The sequence below is a fragment of the Frigoribacterium sp. AC394 genome (assembly GCF_979258095.1).
Genome location: NZ_OZ409834.1, coordinates 631,161 through 645,634 on the forward strand (window position 1 = coordinate 631,161; position 14,474 = coordinate 645,634).

Below are 14,474 nucleotides of genomic sequence, written 5' to 3' on the forward strand. Positions count from 1 at the left end.
CTCAGCGCACCGCCGTGGTCGCACGGTCGCGCCCCGTGAGGTCGGTCGTGGTGGTGGCCCCGCGCCATCCGTCGGCCTGCAGGAGCTCCCGGATCGCGCCTCCTTGGAGTTCGCCGTGCTCGATCACGAGGACTCCCCCGGGCCTCAGCAGACGACGTGCGGTCAGCGACAGCGAGCGGACCACGACGAGCCCGTCGTCGCCGCCGTAGAGCGCGAGCGCCGGGTCGTGCAGGCGCACCTCGGGGTCGCGCGGGATCATCCCGAGAGGCACGTAGGGCGGGTTGGAGACCACGACGTCGACCGAGCCGTCGAGCTCGGGCAGGGCGTCGGCGAGATCCCCCTCGACGAGTCGGATGTTCTCGGCGCCGACGGAGGTGATGTTGCGGCGCGTCCAGACGGCGGCCTCGGGCGACAGCTCGACCGCCGAGACGAGGGAGTGCGGCACCTCCGTGGCCAGCGCGAGCGCGAGCGCCCCGCTGCCGGTGCCGAGATCGACGGCGATCGGCTGGGCGGACGCCACCGCGCGGAGCGCGTCGATGGCGATCTGCGCGACGCCCTCCGTCTCGGGGCGCGGAACGAACACCCCGGGCCCGACCGCGAGGGTCAGCCCCCGGAACGCGGCGGTGCCCGTGATGTGCTGGAGGGGCTCGCGGGAGGCGCGGCGCACGACGAGCGCGGCGAGTGCGTCGACGACGCCCTCCGCCAGGGGCGCGCGTGTCACCGCCTTGGCCCGGACCACCCCGCGACCCAGATCCGTGACATGCGCGACGAGCAGCTCGGCGTCGACGGCGGGGCTCGGGACACCTGCCGCCGTGAGGACCGTCTCGGCGGCCGCCAGGGCCGCGTCGACGGTCCTCACGGTCGCGAAGGCGCCCGAGACGGTCTCGCTCACGACGCGGTGTCGCCGATCTCGGCCAGTCGGGCCTCCTCGTCGGCCTGGATGCACGAGTCGACGACCGCCCCGAGAGCGCCGTCCATGACGGCGTCGAGGTTGTAGGCCTTGTACCCGGTGCGGTGATCGGCGATGCGGTTCTCGGGGAAGTTGTAGGTGCGGATCCGCTCGGAGCGGTCCATCCCCCGGATCTGGCTCTTGCGGGCGTCGGAGGCGATCGCCGCCTGCTCCTCCTGCTGGCGCGCCAGGATGCGGGCCCGGAGGACGCGCATGCCGGCCTCGCGGTTCTGCAGCTGGCTCTTCTCGTTCTGCATCGCCACGACGATGCCCGTCGGCAGGTGGGTGATGCGGACGGCGGAGTCGGTCGTGTTGACCGACTGGCCGCCGGGGCCGCTCGAGCGGTACACGTCGATCTTCAGGTCGTTCTGGTTGATGTCGACCTCTTCGGGCGCATCGACCTCGGGGAACACGAGGACACCCGTGGTCGACGTGTGGATGCGGCCCTGCGACTCGGTGGCCGGCACGCGCTGGACACGGTGCACGCCGCCTTCGTACTTCAGGTGCGCCCACACGCCCTGCGAGGGGTCGCTCGCGTTCGACTTGATCGCGATCTGCACGTTCTTGTAGCCGCCCAGGTCGGAGTCGTCGCTCTGGATCATCTCGGTCTTCCAACCGCGCGATTCGGCGAAGTGCAGGTACATGCGCAGGAGGTCGGCGGCGAACAGAGCGCTCTCCGCACCTCCTTCGCCGCCCTTGATCTCCATGATCACGTCGCGGCCGTCGTCGGGGTCGCGAGGGATCAGGAGGCGCCTCAAGCGCTCCTGGGTCTCGTCGAGCCCCTGCTCGAGGGCGGGCACCTCGTCGGCGAAGGCGGCGTCTTCTTTGGCGAGCTCACGCGCCGCCTCGAGGTCGTCGCCGGCCTGCTGCCAGGCCGTGTGCGCCGCCACGATCCGACTGAGCTCGGCGTAGCGCCGGTTGATCTTCTTGGCCCGCGCCGCATCGGCGTGGACGGCGGGATCACTGAGCTGGGTCTGGAGAGCGTCGTGCTCGGCCAGCAGCACCGCCACCGACTCGAACACTGTTAGTGCTCCTTGTGGCCGTTGTCGTGGCCGTTCGCCGGGACGGACTTCTGCACCTGCACGAGGAACTCGACGTTGCTCTGCGTCTCGCGGAGGTTGCCGAGCACGATCTCGAGGGCCTTCTGCTGGTCGAGACCGGCGAGGGCGCGGCGCAGACGCCAGGTGATCTTGACCTCGTCGGGGCTGAGGAGCATCTCTTCACGGCGGGTGCCGGACGCGTTGACGTCGACGGCCGGGAAGATGCGCTTGTCGGCCAGGTGACGCGACAGGCGGAGCTCCATGTTGCCGGTGCCCTTGAACTCCTCGAAGATCACCTCGTCCATCTTGGAACCGGTCTCGACGAGCGCGGTCGCGAGGATGGTGAGCGAGCCGCCGTTCTCGATGTTGCGAGCGGCACCGAAGAAGCGCTTAGGCGGGTAGAGGGCCGACGAGTCGACGCCGCCCGAGAGCACGCGGCCCGAGGCCGGGGCCGACAGGTTGTAGGCCCGACCCAGACGCGTGATCGAGTCGAGGAGCACGACCACGTCGTGACCCAGCTCGACGAGGCGCTTGGCACGCTCGATGGCCAGCTCGGCGACCGTCGTGTGGTCTTCGGCGGGTCGGTCGAACGTCGACGCGATGACCTCGCCCTTGACCGTCCGCTGCATGTCGGTGACCTCTTCGGGGCGCTCGTCGACGAGCACGACCATGAGGTGGACCTCGGGGTTGTTCTTCGCGATCGAGTTGGCGATCGCCTGCAGCACGAGCGTCTTGCCCGCCTTGGGCGGCGAGACGATCAGACCGCGCTGACCCTTGCCGATGGGCGCGACGAGGTCGATGATGCGCGTCGACAGCTTCTGCGGCTCGGTCTCGAGACGGAGGCGCTCCTGCGGGTAGAGGGGCGTCAGCTTGTTGAACTCGACGCGCTTGGCGGCCTCCTCGACGGGCTGGCCGTTGATCGAGTCGATGCGCACGATGGCGTTGTACTTCTGACGACCCTGACCCTGCTCGCCCTCGCGGGGCTGGCGGATGGCGCCGACGACCGCGTCGCCCTTGCGGAGGAAGTACTTCTTGACCTGACCGAGCGACACGTAGACGTCGCTGGCGCCGGGCAGGTAGCCCGTCGTGCGGACGAACGCGTAGTTCTCGAGGACGTCGAGGATGCCCGCGACCGGGATCAGGACGTCGTCCTCGGTGATCTCGGGCTCGAACTCGTCGTTCTGCGTGGCGCCGCGACCGCGCTTGCGATCACGCTGACGGCCACGGCCCTGACGGCCGCCCTCGTCGTTCTGCTGGCCGTTGCCCTGGGGTCCGTTGCCCTGAGCACCGGCGGACTGCTGGTCGCCCCGTGCCCCGTCGTTCTTGTCGGCGCCGTTCTGCTTGGGCTGCTCGTCGACGCGGGGGGCGTCGGCCTGGCCGTTCTGGCCGTTCTGCCCGTTCTGCTGACCGCCCTGAGCGTTCTGCTGGCCGTTCTGGCCGTTCTGGCCGTTCTTCCGGTCGCCGCGGTTGCGGTTGCGGCTGCGACGCCCGCCGCCGCCCTGCTGACCGTTCTGCTGGTCGCCGCCCTGCTCGTCGGCGCCCTGCTGCTCGGCACCGTTCTGCTGCTCGGCGCCGTCGGTGACGCCCTGCCTGCCGGTGCCGGCCTCGGGGGCGCTGGCGGGAGCCTGCGCTGCGTCGTCCTGCTGGGGGGCCTGTGCGGCGGCCACGCTGGCGTCGGTCGCGCGGCGTGACCCGCGGCGGCTGCGCGAGGGGCGCTCGGCGGGGGTCTCGTCGGCTGCGGCGGCGGGTGCCGCGCTCGACTCGGCGGTGGTCGCCGCGGCTGCGGTCGCGGACGATGCCTGATCGGCGCCCGAGACGGCGGGGGCGGTCTCGACGGGAGCCTCGGTGCTCTCGACGATCGGCTCGGTGCCGGTCTCGGTGGCGTTCACGTGGTCGACGGCCCCGCGCTGAGCGGGAGCACCGGCGGCGGACGACGCGCGACGCGAACCGCGACGCTTGGCGGCGGGTGCCTGTGCGACCGGAGCCTCGACGGCGTCGGACGACGGCGCCTCGACGGCGGGCGCCCCGGCGGCAGGAGCATCGGCGGCAGGAGCCACGTCGAGGGTCGGCTGAGCCGCCTCGGTCGTGGGGTCGACGGTGTCGACGCTCTCGGCGGCGGAGGGGATCTCGGTCTCGCTGACGGCGGGGGCCTCGACGGTGCCGGTGGAGGCGCTGGCCTCGGTCGCGGCGATGGCGGCCACGAGGTCGCCCTTGCGGAGCTTGGAGAGACCGCTGATGCCGAGCGACGAGGCGAGGGCCTGCAGCTGGGGCAGGCGCATGGCGCCGAGCTCGGTGGTGCGGTCGGTGGACGCGGAGTTGCTGACGTCGGTCACTGGATGGTTTCCTTTCGCTCCCCCGCTCGGAACGGCGGGGCAGAGCTGCTCACACCCCGCTGCCTCTCGCCTGCGCAGAATCGCTGCAGGAGAGGATCTCGGAGGTGCGGTGCACGACTGCCGGATCGGCAGGCGGACACTGCTAGATGTGCACTACGGGATGGTTGCGACCCGGGGACTCGAAGACGTGGAACCCCATGCGGCCCGAATCGGTTCGCATCGACCCGAGGTCGATGGGAGGAGGTTCGAACGGTGCTAGATGCCCAGGAAATCTGAGTTTTCTACCGGGTGCGCTACGACTGTAGCACCTTTGAGATCGACGGCCAGCATCAACGCGTGCCACTCGGACACGCCGTGCTCGGCCACCAGATCGCTGGCGAACAGGCGCTGGGCCGGGTCGCTCCCGAGCACGAGGAGGGACGGCCCGGCGCCGGACACCACGGCCGCCAGACCCGCGTCGCGGAGCAGACGGATGAGGGCGTCGGTCTCGGGCATGGCGCTCGCCCGGTAGCTCTGATGGAGGCGGTCTTCGGTGGCGGCGTGCAGGAGCTCGGGGCTCTGCACGAGGGCCGCGACGAGCAGGGCCGACCGGGAGACGTTGAAGGTGGCGTCCTCGTGGGGCACCGAGGCCGGCTGCAGACTGCGCGCGAGCTTCGTCGAGAGGGTCGTCTCGGGCACGAACACGACCGGCGAGACGCCTCGATGCACCAGGAGGCGCTTGTGCGCGGGCCCCGTCGACGTCGTCCACGCGATCGTCAGACCGCCGAACAGAGCGGGAGCGACGTTGTCGGGATGCCCCTCGAGCTCGGCCGCCAACGCGAGGAGATCGGACGACGAGAACTCGACCTCACCCTCGAGGAGGCCCTTCGCCGCCATGACGCCGGCCACGATGGCGGCGGCGGACGATCCGAGCCCCCGCCCATGCGGGATGACGTTGCGGGCGTCGAGACGGAGACCCGGGAGGTCGCGTCCGACGGACGCGTAGGTCGCCGCGATCGCGCGGACGACCAGGTGCGAGGCGTCGGTCGGGACCTCGCCCGCGCCGACCCCGGTCACCCTGACGTCGACTCCGCGGCCGGCGGTCGTCGTGACGATCAGCTCGTCGTAGAGCGACAGCGCCAGCCCGAGGGTGTCGAACCCGGGGCCGAGGTTGGCCGACGTCGCCGGGACCCTGACGAGGACCGACCTCTCGGCCGGGGCGGGCTGCATGCAGAGGCCGGGACGAGCCCGAGCACCTCGGCCACACGGGCCGTGTCGCTCGCGACGACCGTCGGCTCGACGGTCGACCCGTCGGCCCGACGGAGGGCCCACTGCGGGTCTTTCAGACCGTGACCGGTGACCGTGAGCACGACCGTCGACCCTGCGGGGACGACCCCGGCGTCGGCACGCTCGAGCAGACCCGCGACGCTGATGGCCGAGGCGGGCTCGACGAAGACGCCGACCTCGGCGCTGAGGATCTTCTGCGCCGCGAGGATCGCCTCGTCGGTGATCGCCCCGAACCAGCCGTTCGTGAGGTCGCGGGCCTCGAGCGCGAGCTGCCACGAGGCCGGGTTGCCGATGCGGATCGCGCTCGCGATCGTCTCGGGCGACCTGACGACCTCGCCGGCGACGATCGGCGCGGAACCGGCGGCCTGGAAGCCGAACATGCGCGGGAGGCGCGTGGCGCGACCGGCCTCGAGGTCTTCACGGTAGCCGCGGGTGTACGCGGTGTAGTTGCCGGCGTTGCCGACGGGGATGAAGTGGAAGTCGGGGGCGTCGCCCAGGACGTCGACGACCTCGAAGGCAGCGGTCTTCTGGCCTTCGATGCGGTCGTTGTTGACCGAGTTCACCAGGTGCACGGGGTAGTTCTCGGCGAGGTCGCGAGCGATGTCGAGGCAGTCGTCGAAGTTGCCCTGGATCTGCAGCAGCTGACCGTCGTGCGCCACGGCCTGGCTGAGCTTGCCCATGGCGATCTTGCCCTCGGGCACCAGCACGGCCGCCGTGATGCCGGCGTGCGCCGCGTAGGCGGCGGCCGACGCCGACGTGTTGCCGGTCGAGGCGCAGATGACCGCCTTGGCACCGTGTTCGACCGCCTTCGAGATGGCCATGGTCATGCCGCGGTCTTTGAACGAGCCCGTGGGGTTCATGCCCTCGTACTTGACGTAGACCTTCGCTCCCGTGCGGTGCGAGAGCGCGGGGGCCGGGATGAGCGGAGTGCCGCCCTCGCCCAGGGTCACGATCGGGGTGGACTCGCTGATGTCGAGACGGTCGGCGTATTCGCGCAGGACACCCTGCCACTGGTGGGCCATCAGGCTCCTTCGACTCTCAGGACGCTCGTGACGGTGTTCACGACCGGTGATTCCTCCAAGGCCTCGACCGTCGCGGCGAGAGAGGACTCGAGCGCACGGTGCGTGCCGATGATCAGAGTAGCGGTGGCCGGGGTGTCGTCGTCGCCGGGTGCCGCCTCCGGCCGGACTCCCCCGGTCTGCTCCACGCTGTGGACGCTGACCCCGTGCTGACTGAGCACGCCGGCGACCTCGGCCAGCACACCGGGCTGGTCGGCCACGTCGAGTGTGATCTGGTAACGCGTGGTCACGTGGCCGATGGGCAGCACCCGGAGGTTCGCGTGGGTGGACTCGGCGACGCCCGGGCCGCCGATGACGTGGCGGCGAGCGGCCGACACGAGGTCGCCCAGCACGGCCGACGCCGTCTCGACCCCGCCGGCGCCCGCACCGTAGAACATGAGGTCGCCGGCGGCCTCGGCCTCGACGAAGACGGCGTTCTTCGCGCCGTGCACCGCGGCGAGGGGGTGCCCGAGCGGCACGAGAGCGGGATACACGCGCGCGCTGACGCCCTCGACCCCGTCGGTGTCGACGAGACGCTCGCAGATCGCCAGGATCTTCACGACGTAGCCGGCCTTGCGCGCGGCGACGACCTGCTCGTGGGTGACGCGCGTGATGCCCTCGCGATGCACCGCCGCGAGCGGCACCGTCGTGTGGAATGCGAGGCTCGCGAGGATGGCGGCCTTCTGCGCCGCGTCGTAGCCCTCGATGTCGGCGGTGGGGTCCGCCTCGGCGTAGCCGAGCTCGGTGGCCGTGGCGAGAGCGGCCTCGAGCGTGTCGCCGTCGGTGTCCATGCGGTCGAGGATGAAGTTCGTCGTGCCGTTGACGATGCCCATGATCCGCACGATGCGGTCGCCGGCCAGGCTGTCGCGGAGGGGCCTGATGATCGGGATGGCACCCGCGACGGCCGCTTCGTAGTACAGCTGCGCGCCGACCTGCTCGGCCGCCTCGAAGAGCTCCGGGCCGTGACTCGCCAGCAGCGCCTTGTTGCCCGTCACGACGTCGGCGCCAGAACCGAGCGCCTTGAGGATGTGGGTCCGCGCCGGCTCGATGCCCCCCATCAGCTCGACGACGATGTCGGCGCCGAGGATGAGCGAGTCGATGTCGGTCGTCAGCAGCTCCCGGGGCAGATCGACGTCGCGGCGGGCGTCGACGTCGCGCACGCCGATGCCGACGAGCTCGAGCCCCGCACCCGCGCGCCCGGCGAGGTCGTCCGCCTGCTCGAGGAGCAACCGGGCCACCTGGGACCCCACCGAGCCGGCACCCAGCAGGGCGACCCTCACGTTGCGGTATTCGATCATGGCGTTCCGTTCTCATGGGTGGGCCCGCATCGGCGGGCCCGGTTCGGTGCGGGAGGTGCGGTGGCGTCGGCGGCGGGGCCCGACGGGCGTCTCAGGAGAGACCGGCGTCTCGGGCGAGGAGGTCGGCCTCGGTCTCGCCGCGGACGATGACCCGCGACTCCCCGTCGACGACGGCAACCACGGGTGGTCGTCCGACGTGGTTGTAGTTGCTCGCGAGACTCCAGCAGTAGGCGCCCGTCGCGGGCACGCCCACCAGGTCGCCCGGGGCGACGTCGCCCGGCAGGTAGTCGGCCAGGACGACGAGGTCGCCGCTCTCGCAGTGCTTGCCGGCCACCCGGACGAGCACCGGGTCGGCCGAGGAGGCGCGGTTCGCGATCGCGACGGAGTAGTCGGCCGCGTAGAGGGCCGTCCGGGCGTTGTCGCTCATCCCCCCGTCGACGCTGACGTAGCGCCGCACGGCCTGACCGGAGCCGTCGTCGCCGGTGACGAGGACGTCCTTGACCGTGCCGACCTCGTACAGGGTGGTGCCCGACGGCCCGATGATCGAGCGACCCGGCTCGACGGCCATCACCGGGACGGGGATGCCGAGCCGACGGCACTCCTGGTCGACGATGTCGGCCAGGGCCGCGGCCAGCTCGGCGAGGGGGCGCGCGTCGTCGGCGCTCGTGTAGGCGATGCCGAAACCACCGCCGAGGTTCAGCTCGGGCACGTCGCCGCCGCGCAGCAGGCCGGCGTGGACGCCGAGGAGGCGCGACGCGGCTTCGGCGAAGCCGTCGCTGCCGAAGATCTGCGAGCCGATGTGCGAGTGCAGACCGAGGAACCTCAGCGACGCGCGCTCTCGGACGGCGGCGACGACCTCGGGGGCGTCGGCGAGGGGCACACCGAACTTCTGATCCTCCCTCGCCGTCGCGAGGTACTCGTGGGTCGAGGCGTGCACACCGGAGTTCACGCGCAGCCGGACGGCCTGCACCACCCCGTGGCGATCGGCGGCGTCGGCCACGCGGACGACCTCGTCGGCGTTGTCGAGCACGATCACGCCGATGCCCGCCGCGACCGTGCGGTCGATCTCGCCGAGCGACTTGTTGTTGCCATGGAACCCCATGCGGGCCGGGTCGACGCCCGCGGCCCGCGCGACGGCGAACTCGCCGCCGGTGCAGATGTCGACGCGCATGCCGGCCGCGGCGACCCAGCGGGCGACCTCCACCGACAGGAAGGCCTTCGCCGCGTAGTACACCGACACCGTGGTGCCGATGCGACCGAACTCACGTCCGAACGACTCGACGGCCTCTGCGGCTCGGCCCCGTGCATCGGCCTCGTCGACGACGTAGAGAGGGGTGCCGTACCGAGCGGCGAGCTCGCCGACGAGCACCCCGCCGATCGCCATCTGGCCCGAGTCGTCGCGGCGGGCCGTGCGTGACCAGACGGAGGAGTCGAGCGCGTTCGGCTCGGCCGGTTCGCGCAGCCAGGCGGGAGCGAGGGGATTGGACGACACGGGCACCTCGGTGTTCGGGGACGGAGGGAACTGATCTGAGCCTAGCGACCGCGGGGTCGGCCTCACGCCGTGCCCCCGCGAGTCACGAGCAGGTGGCCTCGTCGTCGAGGACCGGGGTCGAGAGGTCGAGACCGGGTGACGAGAGATCGATGGTGGCGCGATCGGTCGTGACGGCCACCCCGGTGATCGAGGCGTCGGTCGGGAGGTACTCGGCGACGCAGATGGTCGTGGCGAAGTCGCCGACGAACCGACTGAGATCGAGTCGCAACGACGTGTCGGGCAGAGAGGCGGTCATGGGCGCGAATGCGATCGCGCGACCCCCGTCGGCCACCGTGGGCGAGGCGGTCACGTCGACCGGCACGTCGCCGACGATGGGCACGCTGAATGTCTTCGTGTAGGTGACGCGTCCGTCGTCGAACTGCACCGCGCCTCCGGAATCGCGGACGCCCTGCAGGTCGTTGACCGTGCCGGCGTCCGCGCTGATCGTGCCCGTGATCGCCCCGGTCGTGCCGACGAGATCGGTGGGGACGTCGGCGACGTCGAAGCGGAAGTCCAACGGATCGGACGCGGAGCCCGACGACAGGGTCACCGAGTCGAGCGTGCCCCGCGAGAGCTGCCAGAGGATCGAGAGGCCGTGCACGTCGACCGAGACGTCGTCGATGCCGGAGGTCGACTCGATCTCGGATGCGGCGCGCTGCTCGATGACGACCCGGGTGATCACGTCGGCCACCACGGTGATGATGACCAGCATGCTCACCAGCGCCAGAGCGACGCCGAGGGCGAGACCCCGCCGGCGACGCCTGCGAGGTCGGACCGGCTGCTCGGTGAAGAATCCGTCGGGGGCGCTCACATGCGGTCCGGTGCGGAGACGCCGAGCAGCCCGAGCCCGTTGCGGATGACCTGACCGGCGGCCTCGTTGAGCCAGAGTCGGGTGCGGTGCAGATCGGTGATCGCCTCGTCGCCGAGCGGCGTCACCCGGCACGAGTCGTACCAGCGGTGGTACGTGCCCGCCAGCTCTTCGACGTAGCGCGCGACGCGGTGCGGCTCGCGGAGCTCGGCGGCCTGACGGACCACCCGGGGCAGCTCGGCGAGCGCACCGAGCAGGGCGGCCTCGGTCGGGTGCGAGAGGAGCGACGCGTCGAAGGCCTCGCGGGTGACGCCGGCGGCCTCGGCGTTGCGGGCCACCGCACGGGTGCGGGCGTGCGCGTACTGGACGTAGAAGACCGGGTTGTCGTTGCTGCGTCGCGTCAGCAGATCGAGGTCGATGTCGATCGAGCTGTTGACCGGGCTGCGGACGAGCGAGTAGCGACCGGCGTCGACCCCGACGGCGTCGACGAGGTCCTCCATCGTGACGACGGTGCCGTTGCGCTTCGACATGCGGAGGGGCTCGCCGTCGCGGAGCAGGTTGACCATCTGCCCGATGAGGATCTCGAGGTTGACGCCCGGCTCGTCGCCGAAGGCCGCGCACATCGCCATCATGCGACCCACGTAGCCGTGGTGGTCGGCGCCCAGCATGATCAGGTTGCGCTCGAAGCCCCGCTCGCGCTTGTCGAGGTAGTAGGCCAGGTCGCCGGCGATGTAGGCCGCCTCGCCGTCGGTCTTGATGACGACGCGGTCGCGGTCGTCGCCGAAGTCGCTGGTCTTCAGCCAGGTGGCGCCCTCGGCCTCGTAGATGTGACCGAGCTCGCGGAGGCGCGCGACCGCCCGCTCGACGGCCTTCGACTCGTGCAGGGAGTTCTCGTGGAAGTAGACGTCGAAGTCGACGCCGAAGTCGTGCAGGGACTTCTTGATGTCGGCGAACATGAAGTCGACGCCGACCGAGCGGAAGACCTCTTGGGCCTCGGCGCGCGGCAGCTCGCGGACATCGCCGTCGTGGGCGGCCATGACGCGGGCGGCGATGTCGCCGATGTAGAGACCGCCGTAGCCGTCTTCGGGGGTGGGCTCGCCGAGTGCGCTGGCCAGGAGGCTGCGGGCGAACCGGTCGATCTGACCGCCGTGGTCGTTGAAGTAGTACTCGCGGGTGACGAGCGCCCCCTGGGCCTGAAAGACGCGGGCGAGGCTGTCGCCGACCGCCGCCCAGCGGACCCCGCCGAGGTGGATCGGGCCGGTCGGGTTGGCGGACACGAACTCGAGGTCGATGGTGACGCCCTCGTAGTAGTCGCCCCGGCCGAACGACTCGCCCTGCTCGACGATGACCTTGGCGAGAGCGCCCGCGGCCGCGGCGTCGAGACGGATGTTGACGAAGCCCGGGCCTGCGACGTCGACGTCGGCGACACCGTCGACCTCGGCGAGCTCGCCGGCGATCTCGGTGGCCAGCTCACGGGGGTTCGTCCCGACGCGCTTGGCGAACTTCATGGCGACGTTGGTCGTCCAGTCGCCGTGGTCGAGATTGCGCGGGCGCTCGAGCACGACGTCGGCCGGGGTCACCTCGACCTCGTCGGCGAGGCCGCGACGCTCGAGGACACCCGAGACGACGGCGAGGAGGGACGAGGACAGTTCGGCGGGAGTCACGAGCGACGATCTTACCGTCAGACGACGGACGGGGAGCCGGGCGCCGTCCGCCATCCGACGGCACATGACGGCATCCGGCGGCATCCGACGACGCGCCTCGTCGCCCGGCCGCGCCCCACGGCGTCCGATGGCATCCATAGCCTGCGTCGGAGAGGATGGTGGTCATGACGTCGACCCAACACCGCTTCCTGCGGGGCCTGGCCCTCACCGCCGTCGTCGGAGCAGCCGCCCTGCCGCTCGCGGCCTGCACCTCGGCGGCCCCGCCGACGGGAGCCCCGACCTCCGAGGCCCCCGTCGCCGCGTCCGGCGACCCTGCGCCGGAGGCGACCGCGACCGCCACGCCTCCGGCGCTCGTGAGCACGCCCGTCGCGCTGGACTGCGCGAGTCTCGTCGACCCCGCCTCCCTGTCGTCCGTCTTCCCCGGGCTGACGGCCGCGGAGGCACCCGAGCCCGACGCCGCGGACGACGCGGCGGACGGCGCCACCGCAGCGCCGCTCGGACGCATCGCCACGGCCGACGGCACCCTCTGCGCCTGGACGGACGCCGCGGGCGAGACCATCACCCTCGGGGTCGCGCAGTACGACGACGCCGGGCTCACGTCGCTGGCGAACGACCTCGTCGCCTCGAGCAACTCCGTGCCGACCTACGGCGTCGAAGGCTACTTCGACATCGAGCGGGGCGTCGGCCGCGCGGAGCTGTTCCCCCTCCCCTACGACGTCGTCCTCGAGTCGACCGCGTTCGTCGAGCCGGGCTCGGCCGAGCCGATGGCCGCGCAGGTGGTGGCGGCGCTCGAGGCGACCGGCGCGACCGGCTGACCCGCGCCTCCTCGGCTCGGACCGCGCGTCGGGCGCCGCGGCTCAGGCGGCGCGGACCGACGTGCGGGTCGCCAGGGCCTCGTGCCGCAGCCGTGCGAGCAGGGCGGGCAGCTGGGCCCGATCGGCGCCGGGGTCCTCCGGGTGCCACTGCACGCCGGTGATCGGCGCACTCTCGTGCTCGACGGCCTCGACGGTGCCGTCGGCCGCTCGTGCCACGACGACCAGACCGTCGCCGGGTCGACCGATCGCCTGGTGATGCGAGCTGCGGACGACGGCGGTCGTGCCCAGGACGCCCGCGAGCCGACTCGTCGACTCGATCGCGACGGCGTGGTCGGTCATCGACAGATCGGCGGGGACTCCTCCGGTGCGGTGCAGTCCGCTCTCGTCGTGCAGGTGCTGGACGAGCGTGCCGCCGAGGGCGACGGAGACGATCTGGTGGCCGCGGCAGATACCGAGCACCGGCGTCAGCGTCTCGAGGGACCGCCGCACGAGGGCGATCTGCGCCTCGTCGGCGACGGCGTCGTGCGGCCCCTCGCCGGGGTAGCCGCCCTGCGCGCCGTAGAACCGGGGCGAGATGTCCTCCCCGCCGAGGACGACGACGGCGTCGGCCCGCGACGTCTCGCGGAGGAGTGCGTCCGTCCCGAGATCGCGGGCGGCGAGCCGCTCGGCGACCCACCCGCCGCGAGCCGCGTCGCCGAGCGCCCGGGCCACCATCGTCTGCACGTACGCGTCGTAGCGCGGAGCGTACGGGCGGTGGCGGGTCACCTCGACGACGGCGAGGCGGAGGGGCTCGGAGGGCATGGACCCATCGTCGTCACCGCCCGGCCGGGGTGCGAGCTCTGTGTCGCCGCGTTACGCCTACGACCCCGGCCGGATCAGGGCCACAAGGAGGCGCGGGTCCAGCCGTCTCCGTCGCGGTCGTACCGCAGGCGCACCTGATCACGGCCACTCGTTGCCTGCCAGAACTCGACGGACTCGGGTTCGACCCGGTAGGCCGTCCAGTCGTCGGGAGCGAGATCGGGGTTCTCGTCGATGCGCGCGCGGGCGGCGTCGAGCGCGCGCCGCGCCTCCTCGGGATCGTCGATCACGCTGCTCTGCGGGAGGGCGATGGCGCCGGCCCTCGAGGCGGGGTGCCGCGAGGTGAAGTCGGACTCGCTCACCTCGCGCGGCCCGGCGACGGCGCGGCCGCCCACCCGGATCTGCCGACCCCGCTCGGACCAGAAGAACGAGAGGGCGACGCGGGGCTCCGCCTCGATCTGCCGCCCCTTCGGGCTGAGCGACGACGACGCGAACCAGAAGGCGCTGTCGACGTCCTTCAGCAGCACCACGCGGGACGCCGGCGCACCGTCGGCGTCGACCGTCGCGAGGGTCATCGCCTGCGGCTGCGAGACACCGGCCTCGACGGCGTCGACGAGCCACTCGACCACGAGCTCGCGGGGGTCGTTCGGAGCCGCCCCGGGGTCGAGGGCCGGCACGTCGGGGTGAGGAGGCTTCGCCTGGCGCAGCCGGTCGCGGAGGGTCGGGGCGGACTCGTCGGTGCTCATGGCACCAGCGTGCTCCCCGGGGATGCGGCGCGACCGGGAGCGGCGTCGGGAGGCGCACGGAATGGCTGCTAACCTGGACGACGACCCGGGCCCCCATAGCTCAGGGGATAGAGCACTGCCCTCCGGAGGCAGGGGCGAAGGTTCGAATCCTTCTGGGGGCACCACAGA

The 14,474-nt window shown here is 71.9% G+C and carries 12 protein-coding genes and 1 tRNA gene; 2 read left to right on the forward strand and 11 right to left on the reverse strand.

The genetic code is table 11. The features are described from left to right. Nucleotide 1 precedes the first annotated feature (1 nt). The 9 genes from prmC to argS form a co-directional block, all read right to left on the reverse strand. Entirely contained in the window at nt 2-892 is an 891-nt protein-coding gene (gene prmC / locus ACZZY9_RS02865) for a peptide chain release factor N(5)-glutamine methyltransferase (RefSeq protein ID WP_463462906.1), read from the reverse strand. Next, nucleotides 889-1,971 (reverse strand): peptide chain release factor 1, encoded by a 1,083-nt coding sequence (prfA, locus tag ACZZY9_RS02870; RefSeq protein WP_463462907.1) that lies wholly within the window; start codon nt 1,969-1,971, stop codon nt 889-891. Before prfA ends, prmC begins: the two co-directional genes overlap by 4 nt. Nucleotides 1,972-1,973: 2 nt before the next feature. After that, on the reverse strand, nt 1,974-4,322 hold the full coding sequence (rho, locus tag ACZZY9_RS02875; RefSeq protein ID WP_463462908.1) for a transcription termination factor Rho: 2,349 nt from the start codon (nt 4,320-4,322) through the stop codon (nt 1,974-1,976). A 255-nt stretch (nt 4,323-4,577) separates the two neighbouring features. Beyond that, nucleotides 4,578-5,531 carry a homoserine kinase gene (thrB, locus tag ACZZY9_RS02880; RefSeq protein ID WP_463462909.1) on the reverse strand — a complete coding sequence of 318 codons (954 nt, stop codon included), beginning with the start codon at nt 5,529-5,531 and terminating at the stop codon, nt 4,578-4,580. Beyond that, on the reverse strand, nt 5,417-6,610 hold the full coding sequence (gene thrC / locus ACZZY9_RS02885; RefSeq protein WP_463462910.1) for a threonine synthase: 1,194 nt from the start codon (nt 6,608-6,610) through the stop codon (nt 5,417-5,419). The genes thrB and thrC overlap by 115 nt, the downstream gene beginning before the upstream one ends. Then, nucleotides 6,610-7,944: a homoserine dehydrogenase gene (locus ACZZY9_RS02890; protein ID WP_243215627.1), complete on the reverse strand. Its 1,335-nt coding sequence runs from the start codon at nt 7,942-7,944 to the stop codon at nt 6,610-6,612. Before ACZZY9_RS02890 ends, thrC begins: the two co-directional genes overlap by 1 nt. Nucleotides 7,945-8,035: 91 nt before the next feature. Next, on the reverse strand, nt 8,036-9,436 hold the full coding sequence (gene lysA / locus ACZZY9_RS02895) for a diaminopimelate decarboxylase (RefSeq protein WP_463462911.1): 1,401 nt from the start codon (nt 9,434-9,436) through the stop codon (nt 8,036-8,038). 82 nt (nt 9,437-9,518) lie between these two features. After that, complete coding sequence (locus tag ACZZY9_RS02900) at nt 9,519-10,286, reverse strand: LmeA family phospholipid-binding protein (protein ID WP_463462912.1); 768 nt, start codon at nt 10,284-10,286, stop codon at nt 9,519-9,521. Then, nucleotides 10,283-11,947 (reverse strand): arginine--tRNA ligase, encoded by a 1,665-nt coding sequence (gene argS, locus ACZZY9_RS02905; protein ID WP_463462913.1) that lies wholly within the window; start codon nt 11,945-11,947, stop codon nt 10,283-10,285. Before argS ends, ACZZY9_RS02900 begins: the two co-directional genes overlap by 4 nt. A gap of 164 nt (nt 11,948-12,111) precedes the next feature. Here argS and ACZZY9_RS02910 point away from each other — a divergent pair, with 164 nt between their 5' ends. Then, the gene (locus ACZZY9_RS02910; protein WP_463462914.1) at nt 12,112-12,762 is read left to right on the forward strand and encodes a hypothetical protein; all 651 of its coding nucleotides are present in this window, start codon (nt 12,112-12,114) and stop codon (nt 12,760-12,762) included. A 42-nt stretch (nt 12,763-12,804) separates the two neighbouring features. On the opposite strand, the gene ACZZY9_RS02915 is transcribed toward ACZZY9_RS02910, so the two are convergent. Beyond that, nucleotides 12,805-13,563: a gamma-glutamyl-gamma-aminobutyrate hydrolase family protein gene (locus ACZZY9_RS02915; RefSeq protein WP_463462915.1), complete on the reverse strand. Its 759-nt coding sequence runs from the start codon at nt 13,561-13,563 to the stop codon at nt 12,805-12,807. A gap of 74 nt (nt 13,564-13,637) precedes the next feature. Continuing rightward, complete coding sequence (locus tag ACZZY9_RS02920; RefSeq protein ID WP_463462916.1) at nt 13,638-14,306, reverse strand: pyridoxine/pyridoxamine 5'-phosphate oxidase; 669 nt, start codon at nt 14,304-14,306, stop codon at nt 13,638-13,640. An 89-nt stretch (nt 14,307-14,395) separates the two neighbouring features. On the opposite strand from ACZZY9_RS02920, the gene ACZZY9_RS02925 reads away from it, so the two are divergent. After that, nucleotides 14,396-14,470: transfer RNA gene (locus ACZZY9_RS02925), tRNA-Arg, on the forward strand. Nucleotides 14,471-14,474 lie beyond the last annotated feature (4 nt).